Origin of the sequence: Streptomyces sp. NPDC101191 (genome assembly GCF_044767915.1) — a bacterium.
Classification (GTDB): Bacteria; Actinomycetota; Actinomycetes; order Streptomycetales; family Streptomycetaceae; genus Streptomyces.
The window spans coordinates 113,457-128,890 of record NZ_JBIWOU010000011.1 but is presented as its reverse complement, the minus strand read 5'-3'; the positions used below and the strand labels follow the sequence as shown (position 1 = coordinate 128,890).

Below are 15,434 nucleotides of genomic sequence, written 5' to 3'. Positions count from 1 at the left end.
TTGAGTCCGGATTGTCCGGTCCGGCCCCGGGCCCCGCCTACCCTGGATCCATCATGGATCCCCGTTCGCTCACCCCCGCCCTGCGCGCCCTGCGCCTCTGCCTGCACCTCCTGATGGCGGGCCTGCTGGTCCTGGCGGCGCTGCGCTCGCACAGCGCGGCGGGGATCGCGGCGGCGGTGGTCACCGGCGCGGTCTACGCGGCCGGGTCGGTGCTGCCCTCCGTGAGGGAGTCGCAGCGCGCGGCGGGCGTGTGGCTCGGGGCGCTGTGCCTGTCCTGGCTGGTGCTGCTGTGGGTGACGCCCGACGGGCTGTGGATCGCCTTCCCGCTGTACTTCCTGCAACTGCACCTGCTGCCGGTGCGCTGGTCGCTGCCGGCCGTGGCGCTCACGGCCTGCGCCGCGATCCTGTCGTACGTGCGGCACGGCGCCGCGCTCAGTCCGGGCGTCTTCATCGGGCCGCTGCTCGGGGCGGCGGTCGCGGTGGCGACCGTGCTCGGCTACCAGGCCCTGTACCGGGAGAGCGAGCGGCGCCGCCGGCTGATCGAGGAGCTGATCTCCACGCGGGCGGAGCTCGCGGCGGCGGAACGGCACGCGGGGACGCTGGCCGAGCGGGAGCGGCTCGCGCGGGAGATCCACGACACCCTGGCCCAGGGGCTCTCCTCGATCCAGCTGCTGCTGCGGGCCGCCGAACGTGCGCTGCCCGAGGGTTCGCCGGCCGCCGGGCACATCGACGCGGCCCGGCGGGCCGCGCAGGACAACCTGGCGGAGGCCCGGCGCTTCGTCCGCGCCCTGGCCCCGCCCGACCTGGAGCACGGATCGCTCGCGGGGGCCCTGGAGCGGCTGTGCGGGACGGCGGGCCCGGACGGTCCGCGGGTGCGGTTCTCGGTGAGCGGGACGCCGGCCGAGCTGCCCACCCCGTACGAGGTGGCGCTGCTGCGGATCGCCCAGTCGGCGCTCGCGAACACCGTCCGGCACGCCTCGGCCTCGCGCGCGGAGATCACCCTGTCGTTCATGGGGGGCTCGGTGACCCTGGACGTGGTGGACGACGGCAGGGGCTTCGAGCCCCGCGCCGTACGGCCCTCGTCGGTGGGCGGTTTCGGGTTGCCGGCGATGCGCTCGCGGGCCGAGTCGCTGGGCGGCACGTTCACCGTCGAGTCGGCGCCGGGCCAGGGCACCGCCGTGGCCGTCGCCCTCCCCCTCCCGCTGTCGCCCGCGCTGACGCCCACGCCCTCCCCCACGCCTTCAACCTCGACCGCGTCCACGCCTTCGTCCCCGACCGCGGCCACGCCTTCGTCCTCGACCGCGCCCTCGGCCTCGCCCAAGCCGGCGAGCTCGCCCACGCCTTCGTCCCCGACCTCGCCTTCGTCCCCGACCTCGCCTCGTCCGCTGGAGTCCGACGCATGACCATCCGACTGCTGCTCGCCGACGACCACCCGGTCGTACGGGCCGGGCTCCGGGCCGTTCTCGACACGGAGCCGGACTTCGCCGTGGTCGCCGAGGCGGCGACGGCCGAGCGGGCCGTCGAACTGGCCGCCGCCGGGGAGGTCGACGTGGTCCTCATGGACCTGCAGTTCGGCGCCGGGATGCACGGCTCGGAGGCGACCGCCGCGATCACCGCCGTGGCGGGCGGGCCGCGCGTGCTCGTCCTGACCACGTACGACACGGACGCGGACATCCTCGCCGCCGTGGAGGCCGGCGCCTCGGGCTATCTGCTGAAGGACGCCCCACCGGAGGAGCTCGCGGCAGCGGTGCGCACGGCGGCGGCCGGCCAGTCGGCGCTCGCACCCGCGGTGGCGCACCGCCTGATGGACCGAATGCGCACTCCGGCGGAGGCGCTGACCAAGCGGGAGCTGGAGGTGCTCCAGCTGGTGGGCGAAGGCCTCTCGAACCAGCAGATCAGCAAGGCGCTGTTCCTGAGCCAGGCGACGGTGAAGTCGCACCTGGTGCACATCTTCGCCAAGCTCGGTGTCGACTCCCGCACGGCGGCGGTGGCGGCGGCCACGGCCCGACGGCTGATCCGGCGATAGGGCGGGTCCTTCGGATCCGGCCCGATCCGAAGGACCCGCCCTGGGGCCCGGACCCGCCCTGGGGCCCGGACCCGCCCTAGGGGCCGGACCGGCCCCCGGGCACCCTCACGGCTGCTTGGCTGAGCTCCGCTTGGCCGACGTCCGCTTGGCAGGAGTCCGCTTGGCGGTGGAGCGCTTGGCGGGACTTCGCTTCTGCGCGGACGAGGTGGACTTCCGGCTCCGGGTGTCGGAGGGCGCGGCCGACGCGTCGGAGCCGCCGGTCTCCTCGTCCGACTCGGCCGCTCCGGACGTGGCGTCGGCCTCGGGTTCGGCAGCGGCCCTGGGTTCGCCGGCCTTCCGTCCGGGGGCGGCTTCGGCTGAGGCGCCGCGGCCGCCGTCGGTCCGCCACTTCAACTCGATCTCCAGCTCGATCTCGCCGCCGCCGACCTCGAACTCCACCTCGGTGCGGAACTTTTCCGGGACCCGCAGGCTCAGCACTCCCGTGCCCAGCTCGAGCTCGGCCTCGCCACCCTCCCGGAACGCCTTCGCGAGCTCCGCCAGCAGGTCCGCGGCCTCGTCGCGGGTCAGCGAGCGCTTCTGCTCGAACTTCAGATCCTTCACGGCTGCCTCCTGCAGACTGACCGGGGTCCGGGGCCGGGCTCCGGTCGGGGCCCGGCCGTGCGGCCTTCACCCCGCGGTGCCTTCCCTCCTGCTGACGCACAGGGCCCAGATGACGAATCCGGAGATCGCGATGATGATCACGGACCACACCGGGTAGTACGGCAGCGAGAGGAAGTTGGCGAGGATGACGAGCGCGGCCACGCCCACGCCGGCGATCCGTGCCCAGGTCGCCGTCCGGAAGAGTCCGAAGCTGATGAGCACGGCGAGGATGCCCAGCGCCAGGTGGACCCATCCCCACCCGGTCAGGTCCCACTTGAAGACGTAGTTGGGCGTGGTGACGAAGACCTCGTCCTCGGCGATCGCCATGATGCCGCGGAAGATGGCGAGCAGTCCGCCGATGGCCAGCATGACGGCTGCGAAGGCGGTGAGCCCTTCGGCCCAGGCGGACTTGGCCGAGTGCATCCGGGGAATGTGTGTGGCGGTCATCTCGGTTTTCCTTTCCGTGTCCCCCGCGGTCACTGATGGGGGGTCGCGCCGGTGCCGGCGGCCGCGGCGGGGCCGCTGCCGCCCAGGACCTTCTCCTTGGCCCGGCGGAACTCCTCTTCGGTGATGTCGCCGCGGGCCCGGAGCTCGGAGAGCCGGGTGAGTTCGTCGGCGTGGCTGCCCCCGCCGCCGCCCGCGGTCTCGCGGATGTAGGAGTCGAACTCGGCCTGCTGCCTGCGGGCGTGCTTGATCTCCCGCTCGCCCATGGACTTGCCCCGCGCGATGACGTAGATCAGCACGCCGAGGAAGGGCAGGATGATCACGAACAGCAGCCAGCCGGCCTTGCCCCAGCCGCTCAGACTGTCGTCGCGGAAGATGTCCCAGATGATCCGGAAGAGCAGGATGAACCACAGGATCCACAGGAAGAACCACAGCATGGTCCAGAAGGCGCTCAGCAGCGGATAGTCGTAGGCGAGATAGGTGCCCATCTGTGTGCTCCGTTCCGGGGCGGTCCCGGGTGCCGTTCCGGGCTGTCTTCAATGTGCGCGGTCTCGTACGGGGTGGGCCTCACCCGCCGCGGGTGACTGTGATCGCGGGACGGGTGCGGTCACGGCCTCCGGGCGCGGTCAGTCCGGGAGCCGGCGCAGCTCCACCACATGGAGTCCGAGCGACTGGAAGCGGGCCAGCAGCCCGTAGAGGTGCGCCTCGTCCACGACGGGGCCGTACAGCACCGTCTGGCCGGATATCACCACGTGTTCCAGCTCAGGGAAGGCGCTGATCAGCGTCTCCGACATGTGCCCGTCGACGCGGATCTCGTACTCCATGCTGCGATCGTCCGTCCCGGGGGCCTCCTCCGGCCTCACCCTGCGGGGGTGACCGACACGTCCGGTTCCGGGCATCACGACCTCCTGGGGTGGCGGGGCCGCCGCGTCGGCGAGGCCGGCGGCGGGGTGGTCGGGCTCTCGGGGTGGGCAGGGTTCTGCGGGGTGGTGGGGTCCGGCGGCGGGGTGCCCTCGGCGGCGCCGGCGCCCTCGCCCGTACCCGGGCTCCGGGAGGGCAGCCGGCGCGTCACCAGGAAGCTCGCCAGCGTGATGCCGCCGGTCGCGAAGACGGCCGCCTTCAGGCCGTTGAGCTGGGCCGTCGCGTAGGACTCCGTGACGGCGTCCACCTCGTGCGGAGGCAGTCCGGCCTGCTCGGCCGCCGCGTGGACCTGGTCGGTGGAGACGAAGCTGATGCCGGACTCCAGGGCGACGCTGGTCTGCTGCCGTGCCTCTTCGGACAGACGCGGGTTCTTCGCGACCTGGGTCGTGAAGGCCTGGGCCAGGGCTCCGATCAGGATCGACCCGATGAGGGCCGTGCCCAGCGAGGAGCCCAGGTTCTGGGCGGTGAACTGCAGGCCGCCGACCTCGCTGCGCTCCTGCTCCCCGGCGGTGGACTGGACGACGTTGCCGAGCTGCGAGGCGAGCAGCCCCATGCCGAGGCCGAGGAGCGCCATGGCCCCGAAGAACTGCCCGTCGTCGATGACGGGATCGATCGTGGCGAGCAGCCAGACGATCGACGCCGCCAGCATGACCAGCGCCACCCGAACCACCCGGCGGGGGCCCATGCTGCGCCCGAGACGGGCGCCGCCCAGGGAGGCGACGAGCATGGCGACGGAGACGGGCAGCAGCCGGAGTCCCGTCTGGAAGGCGTCGAACCCCTGCACGACCTGCAGGTACAGCGGGATGGTGAAGAAGAGTCCCAGCAGGATGAGGTTCTGGCTCACCAGGGTCATCAGTCCCGAGCGCAGCACGGGTCTGCGGAGCAGGGCCAGGTGGACCAGCGGATCCTCGCCGCGCGCCTCCCGGCGCCGCTCCCAGGCCTGGAAGGCGTAGAGGAGGGCCACTCCGCCCGCGACCACGAACAGGGTGGGGGCGAAGCCGAGCAGCGTGAACGGGGGATCGCGGGGCTCCACCCACCCCCAGGTGGTGCTCTGCAGCACCCCGAGGACGCCCAGCCCCAGGCCTGCCGCGGACAGGACGGCGCCGACGACGTCCAGACCGGGGCGCCGGTCCGTCCGGGGCTGTTCGGTGATCGCCCGCCGGAAGAGCAGGACGGCGAGCACCACCACGACCTCGCCCGCGAAGACCAGCCGCCAGGTGAGGTACGTCGTCACCCAGCCGCCCAGCAGGGGTCCCACCGCGATGCCGGCGCCTGCGAGGCCGCCGATGACGCCGTAGGCGACGGAGCGGTCCCGGCCCCGGTACGACTCGGCCACGAGGGCCGCCATGGACGGCAGCACCAGGGCGGCGCCCAGCCCTTCGACGACCGACCAGCCGAGCGCCAGGACCCACAGGGTGGGCGAGACGGCGGTCACGGCCGATCCCGTACCGTAGACGATCATGCCGATCAGGAAGACGCGGCGCCGCCCGAGGATGTCCCCGATCCGGCCGCCGATGATCATGAACGCGGCCATGACCAGGGCATAGAGGGTGATGACCGCCTGGATCGCGGTCACCTCGGTGTCGAAGTCCTCCACCAGTTGACTGATCGAGACGTTCATGACGGCCGTGTCCAGCACCATCAGGAACTGGGCCGTCCCCAGGACGATCAGCGCACTCCACCGTCTCACCGTGTCCACCTCGCCAGGTCCATCGGGGGCGGGGCGGCGGCCGGGCCGCGTCGAGGGCGACCTGTTCGCCCCGCTCCTGCCATCGCATCCGAGTCGCGGGGCGACCGCCTCACCCGACAGGGGTGAGCGGGCGGTCAGAGCAGGCCCAGGTCGCGGGCCCGCCGCACGGCGTCGTTGCGCCGGTGCACCGCGAGCTTGCGGTAGACGCTCTTGAGGTGGGTCTTCACCGTGTTGACCGACACGTACAGGTCGGCGGCGATGTCCTCGGTCGACATCATCCCGGCGAGCCGCCGCAGCACGTCGAGCTCCCGTTCGCTCAGCGTCTCCAGCAAGGGCTCGGTCCCGGCCTCCGGAGCGGCCACGGCGTCACGCGGTCCGGCCGCGGGGACGAGCCAGCCCGCGGCCGGCCCGCGTAGCGGAGGCGCCGTCAGGAAGGGTCCGAGCCAGGGCCCGGCTTCCAGGAAGGGACGCCGCAGATCCTCCGGCCTGGCGTCCCGCAGCGCCCGGTCGAGCAGTCGGTGTACGGCGCCGAGGTCGCCGTCCAGTTTCGCGGCGTGGGCCCGTACCAGCGCGGCGCGTACGGTCACCGCCGGCCCGACGCGGGCGCGGCCGGGGAGCTCGTCGAGCAGCCGGAGGGCCGTGGCGCGGTCGCCGGCGGCGAGGTGGGCCCGCGCCGCGCCGACGAGGTACATCGGCTGCTCCGCCGTCACCGTGCGGAGGACCTCGACGGCGGCCTCCGGGCGCCCTTCCGCCAGGTGCGCGGCGGACGCGACCAGGGCGGCCTGGCCCCGCACCCACGGGGAGCCCTCGTCGGCGGGGATGTCCTGCTCCACGGCGGCCAGCGCGGCGCGGGTGCGCCCCTGGGCCAGGAGCAGCCGGGCGGTGGCCAGGCGCCGGCCCGCGGCGGCCACCGGGTCGGCCGCCGACACGTCGGCCGTTCCCGCGAGCAGGGCCTCGGCGCGGGCGATGTCGTCCCGCTCGATCGCGACCGCGGCGAGGACCGGCTGCCGCAGTCCGGTGTCGGCCGGCAGCGGGAGGCCGAAGCGCTCCGTCTCGGCCGTCGCCGCGTCGATCCTGCGCTCCGCGCCGCTCGGCCACCCGTCGAGGTAGTCGAGGAGGGCCAGGTGCTCCAGGGAGTCCCTGCGCGGCAGCGCGGTGGCGGGGTCGCCGGGACCGCGGGTCGCCTCGGTGAGGGCGGCCCGGGCCTCGTCGAAGTGTCCGGCCCACAGCCGGGAGGAGCCGACGTGGGTGCGGAGCAGGGCGAAGAGCTCGGGGTGCTCGTCGAGCAGGGGGGCGGGCACCGACCCGATCAGTTCCGTGGCGGCCGCGGCGGCCTTCTCGGCCTGCTCCGCGGAGCCGGTCAGCCGACCGGCCAGCGCCTCCAGCAGCGCGCAGCCGAGCCGGGTCGCCGCGCCGTCGTCGTGGTCGGTCAGCAGCTCCTCGGCATGGCGGAGGTGGACCAGGCCCCGCTCGACCTCGTGGCGGGACAGGTGGCGCGCGGCGCGGACGAGGTCCGTGGCCGGGCTCGGCGGCTCCGCCTCCGCGTGCGTCTCGAGGCCGGCGATCAGCTCGGCCAGTTCGTCGGCGCGCGGGCCGGTGAACAGCTGCCCGAGCGCCAGGTCGTCGACCAGGGCGCCGGCGACGAACTCCCAGTCCTCCGCGGCGGCGCCGTGCGCCAGCGTCTCCGGCAGCGCCCCGGAGCGGCGCAGCCAGTGGGCCGCCCGCCGGTGCAGCCGGCGTTCCAGGCCGGGCGAGCGCCGGCGCAGATGGGTGCGGAGGATCTCCCGGAACAGCGGATGGAGCCGGTACCAGCCGTGTCCGAAGTCCTCCACGAAGGTGTTGTCGCGCAGCAGCGCGGCCAGGATCGGCGCTGCGTCGTGCCGTCCGGTCAGCGCGTCCGCGAGTTCGGGGTGGAAACGTTCCAGCACGCTGACGCGGAGCAGCAGGTCCTGGGTCGGGGCGGGCTGCCGTTCGAGCACCTCGGCGAGCAGGAAGTCGGCGATGGTGCTGCGGCCCGCCTCGAACTCCTTCAGGTAGATCTCCGGGTCGGGGCTGAGCCGTGCGGCCAGGGCGCAGAGCCGGAGGCCCGCCGCCCATCCCCGGGTGCGCTCGACGAGCGCCCCCGCCGCCGCGACGGACAGGTCGAGGCCGTGCCGCTCCAGGAGCGTGACGGCCTCCTCGGCGGTGAAGGCGAGCTCCGCGCCGCGGATCTCGGTCATCTCGTCGGCCACCCGGTAGCGGTGCAGCGGGAGGAGCGGTTCGGTGCGGGTGACCAGGACGAGGCGGAGGCCGGGACCGCCGTGGTGCAGGACGAACTCCAGCTGGCGCGCGATCTCGGGCGCGGTCATCCGGTCGAACTCGTCGATCACGACGGTCACCGGCCGGTCACGCCCGGCGAGTTCCGCGGCCAGCCGGGACAGCAGGGTGTGGTCGACCTGGCTCGCCCGGGCGGGTGAACCGATCGAGGGGGGCATCGCCGCCCCGGCGGCCCGCAGGGCCTGGAGGAAGTGGGCCCAGAACATGCCGGGGCCCTGGATCGCCGGGTCGAGGGTGAGCCACGCGACCGGGGGGTCGAGATGGGCGGCCCAGTCCGCGACGAGCAGCGTCTTGCCGGCGCCGGCGCAGCCCTCGACCACCGTCAGCGGGGTCCGCGGCGTCTCTCCGAGGTGCTCGGCCAGCCGTGCGCGCCGCAGGAACGTGCCGGGCAGCGCCGGCGGGGCGAAGCGGGTCCGCAGGAACGGGTCTCCCAGCGGGTCGACGCCGGGAGCGACCGGTCTCTGCGGGGGGTCACCGCGCACAGCCACCACGCTCGCCACCACCCTCCGAACGGAAACCGGGGCAGTCCTGCTTTCAGACAGCAGTGTCCCAGCATTCCCGCCGATCGGCCCGGGGACCGCCGAACCCCTCCCGGGTACCCGAAGGTCCCCACGGGCGGTCCCCACGGGCAGTCAGGCGTCCTGGGGGCGCTCCCGGTCGGGGCCGCTCGGGATTCGGACGGCGCTGCCTGTCTGCCGCGCGGGGATTCGGACGGCGCTCCCGGTCGGGGCCGCTCGGGGAGGGCGAGCGCCGCACCCGGTCCGGCCGCCCGGGGGGCGAGCGCTCAGGGATTCGGGCACCGCTCCCGGTCTGCCGCTCAGGGATTCGAGCGCCGCTCCCGGTCAGGCCGCCCGGGGAGGCGAGCGCTCAAAGATTCGAGCACCGCTCCCGGTCTGCCGCTCAGGGATTCGAGCACCGCTCCCGGTCCGGCCGCACGGGGGGCGAGCGCTCAAAGATTCGAGCGCCGCTCCCCGGTCCGGCCGCCCGGGGGGCGAGCGCTCAGGGATTCGAGCGCCGCTCCCGGTCCGGCGCCGCTCGGGCGCTGCGGACGGGACCTCCGGTCCGGCCCGGACGGTGCCTCGGGCCGCGCCTCCGGCCCCGCCTCGGGTCTTTCGGACCGCGCTTCCCGTCCCGCCGCTCAGGCGTTCGGGTGCCCGTCCCTGCCCGGTTGCCCGGGCGTCGCGGGCCCGAAGAGCTCGACGGCGCGGCGGACCCCCGTGAGCCCTTCGGCCAGGGCGCTGACGGAGCCGACGGCACCCGCGACGAGGAGCAGGGAGCGGCGCAGCCGCCAGACCTCGGGGGCGCCGCTCGTCGCCATCGCGTCGAGTGCGGCGAGCTCGTCCTCGGCGATCCCACGGTCGGCGAACTCCCGTCGGTGCCCGGCAAGTTCGCGTCTGAGCCGGGCGACGGCGGCGCGCAGCTCGACCACCCTCGGGTCCACGCCGTCAGCGGTCACTCGCCTCTGCCCCACGCTTCGCAACATGGTCCTCCCCCAGGGGGCTGCCGCCCCCCTCGCGCACGTCCTGGTGCCGACCCGTCGGGCGGTGGTCAGGCGTCCGGGGTCGCGGGTCAGTTAACTCCTTCGTGCGCCCGGCGCGCCAGCAGGCGGACGCTATTTCAGGCATCCGTGTGGTGCGCCCCTGATGCGGTATGCAGTCCTCATGACGCGTGAGACGGAAGAACCCCTCGTGGCGGGCCTGCTGCTGGCCGCGGGCGGTGGGCGGCGGCTCGGCGGACGCCCCAAGGCACTGCTCTCCCACCGCGGAAGTCCGCTGGTCGAGCACGCGGTGGGGGTGCTGCGCGAGGGCGGCTGCGAGGTGGTGCACGTGGTGCTGGGGGCGGCGGCCGGGCGGGTGCGGGCGGAGGCACGGCTGCCGGGCTGCGTCCTGGTGGACAACACGGACTGGGCCGAGGGCATGGGCTCCTCGCTGCGGGCCGGGCTCGCGTCGCTGCGGGCGCAGGCCCTGCCGGTGGACGCGGCCCTGGTGTCACTGGTCGACCAGCCGGGGATCGGCGGGGAGGCGGTGGCCCGGGTGCGCAGGGCGTACGGCTCGCAGGGCTCGCTCGCGGCCGCCTCGTACGGCGGGAGGCGCGGGCATCCCGTGCTGTTGGGTGCGGACCACTGGGCGGGCGTCGCGGCGGACGCGGTCGGGGACCAGGGCGCGCGAGAGTACCTGGAGGCACATCGGGATGCGATCACGCTCGTGGACTGTTCGGATGTGGCCGAGCCCTACGACATCGACACCGAGGCGGACCTGGTGCACCTGGAGTGAAGGTGGTGGCACCCAGCGCCACGTTGTGTCGACCCAAAGAATCTCGACATCAACAAACCATTGAACTTCCACCATGAGGAAACTAGTATCCACTGTTCAGAAGCGCCTGATCTCCCGTGACGGCGCTCCCGGCCGTATCCCGGCGCCAGTGGCACGGCGTGCCATATGACGACGCCCGGCGGCCGGCAGGCACCGCCCGTGAAGCCCGCTGAAGGAAGTGACAGTTCATGTCCGCACCAGCGCCGTCCTCCCTGGTCGTCGTCGAAGCCGAGCCCCTGCCGCGCCAGGAGGAGGTGCTCACCGACGCGGCCCTCGCCTTCGTGGCCGAGCTGCACCGTCGGTTCACCCCGCGCCGGGACGAGCTGCTCGCCCGCCGTGCCGAGCGCCGCGCCGAGATCGCCCGTACGTCCACCCTGGACTTCCTCCCGGAGACGGCGGCGGTCCGCGCCGACGACTCCTGGAAGGTCGCGCCCGCCCCGGCGGCGCTGAACGACCGGCGCGTGGAGATCACCGGCCCGACCGACCGCAAGATGACGATCAACGCGCTGAACTCGGGCGCCAGGGTGTGGCTCGCGGACTTCGAGGACGCCTCGGCGCCCACCTGGGAGAACGTGGTCCTCGGCCAGGTCAACCTGATCGACGCCTACACCCGGAACATCGACTTCACGGACCCGAGGTCGGGCAAGTCGTACGCCCTGAAGCCGGCCGACCAGCTCGCCACGGTCGTCATGCGTCCGCGCGGCTGGCATCTGGAGGAGCGTCACCTGACCGTCGACGGAAGCCCGGTCCCCGGCGCGCTCGTCGACTTCGGCCTCTACTTCTTCCACAACGCCCAGCGTCTGATCGACCTCGGCAAGGGCCCGTACTTCTACCTCCCGAAGACCGAGTCGCACCTGGAGGCCCGCCTCTGGAACGAGATCTTCGTCTTCGCCCAGGACTACGTCGGCATCCCGCAGGGCACCGTCCGCGCCACGGTCCTCATCGAGACCATCACGGCCGCGTACGAGATGGAGGAGATCCTCTACGAACTCCGCGACCACGCCGCCGGTCTGAACGCGGGCCGCTGGGACTACCTCTTCTCCATCGTCAAGAACTTCCGTGACGGCGGCGCCAAGTTCGTCCTGCCGGACCGCAACGCGGTCACGATGACGGCCCCGTTCATGCGTGCGTACACCGAACTCCTCGTCCGCACCTGCCACAAGCGCGGCGCGCACGCGATCGGCGGCATGGCGGCCTTCATCCCGTCCCGCAAGGACGCCGAGGTCAACAAGGTCGCCTTCGAGAAGGTCAAGGCCGACAAGGACCGCGAGGCCGGCGACGGCTTCGACGGCTCCTGGGTCGCCCACCCCGACCTGGTGCCGATCGCCATGGCCTCCTTCGACGCGGTGCTCGGCGACAAGCCGAACCAGAAGGACCGGCTGCGCGAGGACGTGCACGTCGCGGGCCCCGAGCTGATCGACATCGCCTCCCTCGACGCGCACCCCACCTACGAGGGCCTGCGCAACGCGGTCCAGGTCGGCATCCGCTACATCGAGGCCTGGCTCCGCGGCCTCGGCGCCGTCGCCATCTTCAATCTGATGGAGGACGCCGCCACGGCCGAGATCTCGCGCTCGCAGATCTGGCAGTGGATCAACGCGGGCGTCGAGTTCGAGCACGCCGGCGAGACCGTGAAGGCCACCCCGGAGCTCGCCCGCGAGGTGGCCGCCCAGGAGCTCGCCGCGATCCGCGCCGAGATCGGCGAGGAGGCCTTCGCGGCCGGAAAGTGGCAGCAGGCGCACGACCTCCTGCTGCACGTCTCCCTGGACGCCGACTACGCGGACTTCCTCACCCTCCCCGCGTACGACCAGCTGGTCGGCTGACCGCACAGCAGCCGCCCGGCCCCTGGCCGAGGCCCCGCCCCCGGTGCTCGCACAGCACCGGGGGCGGGGCCTTTTTGCTGTTTGCCGTGGTGCGTGGCGGTTTTCGATCCATGGCGTTTCACAAGTCACGTGACGTAACCGCAATACGCCGCTACCTAGCGGTAACAAGCCGGGCCGTGCCAGATTCCGCCATGCCACCGGCCGGCGGCTGTCCCCCACGTCGATGCGTACCTCGCGTACCGCACACCGCAGGAGCACAGCCATGCCTTCGTCCCCCCACCGCGTCCTGCGCGGACTGCTCGCCCTGTGTGTCGCCGCCGGAATCGTCTCCCTGGCCCCCTCCCCCGCCGCGGCCTCGGCCGGCTCCGGTCCCACCGCCGTCGTCTCCATGGGCGACAGCTACATCTCCGGCGAGGCCGGCCGCTGGCAGGGCAACAGCCTGACCACCAGCGGCAGCCGCAACGGCACCGACCGCGCCTGGACCGGCAGCGGCTACGACCCGAGCCGGGTGTACGGGACCTCCGAGGCCAACGGCTGCCACCGCTCCGACTCCGCCGAGATCCGGACCGCGGGCGCCATCGCCTCCCAGCTGATCAACCTCGCCTGCTCCGGGGCCACGACGAAGAACGTCTTCCGCACGGCCAACGGCGGTGTCGCGTACAAGGGCGAGGCCCCGCAGGCCGACCAGCTGGCGGCGGTCGCCGCGGCGAACGACGTGAAGCTGATCGCCCTGTCGATCGGCGGCAACGACCTCGGCTTCGCCGACATCATCACCACCTGCGCGACCGACTACATCGTCTGGTACTCCTACTGCCACGACGACCAGCAGGCGGTGGTCGACTCGAAGATCGACGGCACCATGGCGAACGTCGGCAAGGCGATCGACGAGATCAGAACCGTGATGACCGGCGCCGGCTACGCCGCCTCCGACTACCGGATCGTGCTCCAGTCGTACCCCTCCCCCATCCCCCGCGCCGCCGAGAACCGCTACGCCGAGAGCGGCTGGAGCCGGACCAACACCGGTGGCTGCCCCTTCTGGAACCTGGACTCCGACTGGGCCCGCGACTCCCTCGTCCCGCAGATCGCCAACCGTCTCAAGGCCGTCGCGGCCGCCAAGGGCGCCCAGTTCATGGACCTGCGCGACATGATGCAGGGCCGCGAGGTGTGCGCGAAGGCCAGCAAGCAGGTCACGTCGACCGTGCCGGCCTCGGCGAGCACGAGCGAGTGGGCGCGCTGGATCGACCAGAACCAGACGCAGGGCCCGCTCCAGGAGAACATGCACCCCAACTTCTACGGCCAGGCCGCGCTCGGCCGCTGCCTCGCCCTCGTCAACGACCGGCCGAGCGGCGACGTCAGCTGCCGCAACACCCCCGGCGCCGGTGCCTCGGGGATGTACCTCACGGCAGGCTGACGCCGAGGGGGCCCAGGACCCGCTCGGTCTCGTGCGGGTCCGCCTCCGTCATCGCCCGGATGAGCGCCGCCGATCCGCCGGGCCAGCGCGCGGCCGCCGCGTCGAAGGCGGCGCGGCGCGACTCCAGCGGGCCCCGCTTGCCGGGCAGCCCGTCGAGCACCCGCAGGGCCCGGGCGGCGGCCGGCACCAGGACCGGGTCCACCGGCTCCCCGCGGGCCCGCAGCGCCTCCTCCGCCCTCGCCCCGGTCACCGGTCCGGCGAGGGCGTCGCGCAGCACCCCGCCGGGAGCGGCGGTCCAGTCGAGAAGGCCGAGCAGCGCACGGGTGGCGGCGGCTTCGGAGGTGCCGACGCCGACGGTGCCGAAGGCGTCGAACAGCGCGTTCCACGCCTCGTCACCGCCCCCGTGCGCGCGCAGCCAGTCGGCGAGGACCCGGCTCGCGACGGCCGTCGGCCAGCCCGAGGCCGCGGCCACGAGTGCGGCGGCGTCCCACCCGGCCGCCTCGTCGGCATCCGGCACCGCGACCCGGCGCACCGCGAGCAGATAGCGGACCACGGTGGCGCCGTGCGGGGTCAGCCCGAAGGCGTCGCCCCGCCGGAAGACGAGCCCGGTCGCGCCGAGCCGGTCGACGACCGCGGCGAGTTCGTGGGCCGGCTTGTCGAGTCGCGCCCGGTCGGTGTCGTTGATCCCGGGCGCCCCGAGCAGCCGGGCGAGTTCGCCGGCCGTAGGGGTGGTGTACGCGGCCGAGGCGGGCGGCGGTACGCGGACGGGGGCGTCCTCCAGGGCCGGGTCCACCGGCCAGTCCTCGAACTCGGCGGCCCTGCGGGCGACGGACTCGGCGGAGCAGCCGCGCTGGTAGAGGGTGTAGAGCAGATGGGCGGCCTCTCCGCCGTAGGGCCCCTCCTCCGCCTCGGCCAGCTCGGCGACGGCGGCGGCGAGGGCGTCGGCGTCGCGCTCCAGTTCCCGGGTGTCCGCGGGGAGCGGGGAACGGCCGCCCGGTTCGCCGGTGCCGGCCGTCCCGGGCTCCGGCGGGGGCAGGGGCACGGACGGGTCGCCGTAGTAGTCGAGGTGCTCGTCGAGGAGGGCGTCGGCGAGCTCCAGATGGGGGAAGTCGTCCGGTCCCGGCGCGAGGTGGGCGTACTCCCCCGCGAGGCCCTCCACGAGGCCGGCGGCTGTCCACCGGTCGAGCAGTGCGGCGGCGACGGTCCCGATCCCCTGGGCCACGTCGTGGTCGGAGAGGAGCGGGCCGGCGGCCGGCGACTGCTCGGCGTCGCGGACGTAGGCCCTGGTCAGGGCCTCGGCGAGGAGGACGTCGGCGACGGCGGTACGGCCCATCAGGTCCGCCCGGCGCACCCCGTCCGGCACCGGCGGCCCGTCGAGCCGGGACAGCCAGGCACGTACGGCGTCGGGGTCGTCGGGATCGGCGCCGTCGGCCCGCAGGAGCTGGGCGTACCAGCGGGGCCAGGTGAGGTTCCCGGGGTCGGCCATGGCGCGCTCGAAGTCGCCCACGGACTCCCCGATCACCTCCTCGACCCGCTTGCGTCGCGCCCCGTCGAACCGCCCGGCGAGCGCCCTCAGGACGGCCGGGTAGAGGCTCAGCTCCTCGGGCGACGCGCCCACGAACGCGGGCAGGTCCTCCACGAGCAGCCGTTTGACGAGCGCGGGCGTCGGCTCCGGCACCCCGGCCCCCCGGTCCGCTCCGCGCAGCGCGAGCAGACTCAGCACGGCGTCCGCGGCCCTGAAGGATCCCGGACCCCGGAACTCGGGACTCGCCGCCAGGAACGCGTCGAGCCCGGTGTTGGTGAGAACGATCTCGGCCACGTTTCCCAGCGTAGTTCGGGGCGGGCCCGGACGCGG

General features: G+C 73.8%; 13 protein-coding genes. 5 read left to right on the top strand and 8 right to left on the bottom strand.

From position 1 onward, the window contains the following. Nucleotides 1-53: 53 nt before the first annotated feature. The gene (locus tag ACIRQF_RS33470) at nucleotides 54-1,403 is read left to right on the top strand and encodes a histidine kinase (protein WP_404098135.1); all 1,350 of its coding nucleotides are present in this window, start codon (nucleotides 54-56) and stop codon (nucleotides 1,401-1,403) included. Then, nucleotides 1,400-2,026 (top strand): response regulator, encoded by a 627-nt coding sequence (locus ACIRQF_RS33465; RefSeq protein WP_382480904.1) that lies wholly within the window; start codon nucleotides 1,400-1,402, stop codon nucleotides 2,024-2,026. Before ACIRQF_RS33470 ends, ACIRQF_RS33465 begins: the two co-directional genes overlap by 4 nt. Nucleotides 2,027-2,131: 105 nt before the next feature. Here the strand turns inward: ACIRQF_RS33465 and ACIRQF_RS33460 are convergent, their stop codons facing one another. The 7 genes from ACIRQF_RS33460 to ACIRQF_RS33430 form a co-directional block, all read right to left on the bottom strand. Next, the gene (locus ACIRQF_RS33460) at nucleotides 2,132-2,626 is read right to left on the bottom strand and encodes an amphi-Trp domain-containing protein (RefSeq protein WP_404098131.1); all 495 of its coding nucleotides are present in this window, start codon (nucleotides 2,624-2,626) and stop codon (nucleotides 2,132-2,134) included. Nucleotides 2,627-2,692: 66 nt separating this feature from the next. Further along, complete coding sequence (locus ACIRQF_RS33455) at nucleotides 2,693-3,112, bottom strand: hypothetical protein (RefSeq protein WP_404098128.1); 420 nt, start codon at nucleotides 3,110-3,112, stop codon at nucleotides 2,693-2,695. A gap of 29 nt (nucleotides 3,113-3,141) precedes the next feature. Then, entirely contained in the window at nucleotides 3,142-3,597 is a 456-nt protein-coding gene (locus tag ACIRQF_RS33450; RefSeq protein ID WP_404098126.1) for an SHOCT domain-containing protein, read from the bottom strand. Between the two features lie 138 nt (nucleotides 3,598-3,735). Beyond that, on the bottom strand, nucleotides 3,736-3,933 hold the full coding sequence (locus ACIRQF_RS33445) for a hypothetical protein (protein ID WP_376633563.1): 198 nt from the start codon (nucleotides 3,931-3,933) through the stop codon (nucleotides 3,736-3,738). 74 nt (nucleotides 3,934-4,007) lie between these two features. Continuing rightward, a complete protein-coding gene (locus tag ACIRQF_RS33440) occupies nucleotides 4,008-5,720 on the bottom strand; it encodes an MFS transporter (protein WP_404098124.1) in 1,713 nt (570 codons plus the stop codon). Nucleotides 5,721-5,854: 134 nt separating this feature from the next. After that, nucleotides 5,855-8,524 (bottom strand): LuxR C-terminal-related transcriptional regulator, encoded by a 2,670-nt coding sequence (locus ACIRQF_RS33435; protein ID WP_404098295.1) that lies wholly within the window; start codon nucleotides 8,522-8,524, stop codon nucleotides 5,855-5,857. A 650-nt stretch (nucleotides 8,525-9,174) separates the two neighbouring features. Then, nucleotides 9,175-9,519: a DUF5955 family protein gene (locus ACIRQF_RS33430; protein WP_404098122.1), complete on the bottom strand. Its 345-nt coding sequence runs from the start codon at nucleotides 9,517-9,519 to the stop codon at nucleotides 9,175-9,177. A 178-nt stretch (nucleotides 9,520-9,697) separates the two neighbouring features. On the opposite strand from ACIRQF_RS33430, the gene ACIRQF_RS33425 reads away from it, so the two are divergent. From ACIRQF_RS33425 to ACIRQF_RS33415, 3 genes are all read left to right on the top strand, one after another. Next, nucleotides 9,698-10,309: an NTP transferase domain-containing protein gene (locus ACIRQF_RS33425; protein WP_404098119.1), complete on the top strand. Its 612-nt coding sequence runs from the start codon at nucleotides 9,698-9,700 to the stop codon at nucleotides 10,307-10,309. Nucleotides 10,310-10,536: 227 nt separating this feature from the next. Next, entirely contained in the window at nucleotides 10,537-12,168 is a 1,632-nt protein-coding gene (gene aceB, locus ACIRQF_RS33420; protein WP_404098116.1) for a malate synthase A, read from the top strand. A 262-nt stretch (nucleotides 12,169-12,430) separates the two neighbouring features. Then, nucleotides 12,431-13,579, top strand: coding sequence for a GDSL-type esterase/lipase family protein (locus tag ACIRQF_RS33415; RefSeq protein ID WP_404098114.1), 1,149 nt, complete (start codon nucleotides 12,431-12,433; stop codon nucleotides 13,577-13,579). On the opposite strand, the gene ACIRQF_RS33410 is transcribed toward ACIRQF_RS33415, so the two are convergent. Further along, nucleotides 13,566-15,398: a hypothetical protein gene (locus ACIRQF_RS33410; protein WP_382480895.1), complete on the bottom strand. Its 1,833-nt coding sequence runs from the start codon at nucleotides 15,396-15,398 to the stop codon at nucleotides 13,566-13,568. The genes ACIRQF_RS33415 and ACIRQF_RS33410 overlap by 14 nt on opposite strands. Nucleotides 15,399-15,434: the final 36 nt, after the last annotated feature.

Bases quoted from the DNA above. Each gene is read 5' to 3' on its own strand.
- ACIRQF_RS33470 (WP_404098135.1), top strand. From the start codon at position 54: ATGGATCCCCGTTCGCTCACCCCCGCCCTGCGCGCCCTGCGCCTCTGC.
- ACIRQF_RS33465 (WP_382480904.1), top strand. From the start codon at position 1,400: ATGACCATCCGACTGCTGCTCGCCGACGACCACCCGGTCGTACGGGCC.
- ACIRQF_RS33455 (WP_404098128.1), bottom strand. From the start codon at position 3,112: ATGACCGCCACACACATTCCCCGGATGCACTCGGCCAAGTCCGCCTGG.
- ACIRQF_RS33450 (WP_404098126.1), bottom strand. From the start codon at position 3,597: ATGGGCACCTATCTCGCCTACGACTATCCGCTGCTGAGCGCCTTCTGG.
- ACIRQF_RS33445 (WP_376633563.1), bottom strand. From the start codon at position 3,933: ATGGAGTACGAGATCCGCGTCGACGGGCACATGTCGGAGACGCTGATC.
- ACIRQF_RS33430 (WP_404098122.1), bottom strand. From the start codon at position 9,519: ATGTTGCGAAGCGTGGGGCAGAGGCGAGTGACCGCTGACGGCGTGGAC.
- ACIRQF_RS33425 (WP_404098119.1), top strand. From the start codon at position 9,698: ATGACGCGTGAGACGGAAGAACCCCTCGTGGCGGGCCTGCTGCTGGCC.
- aceB (WP_404098116.1), top strand. From the start codon at position 10,537: ATGTCCGCACCAGCGCCGTCCTCCCTGGTCGTCGTCGAAGCCGAGCCC.
- ACIRQF_RS33415 (WP_404098114.1), top strand. From the start codon at position 12,431: ATGCCTTCGTCCCCCCACCGCGTCCTGCGCGGACTGCTCGCCCTGTGT.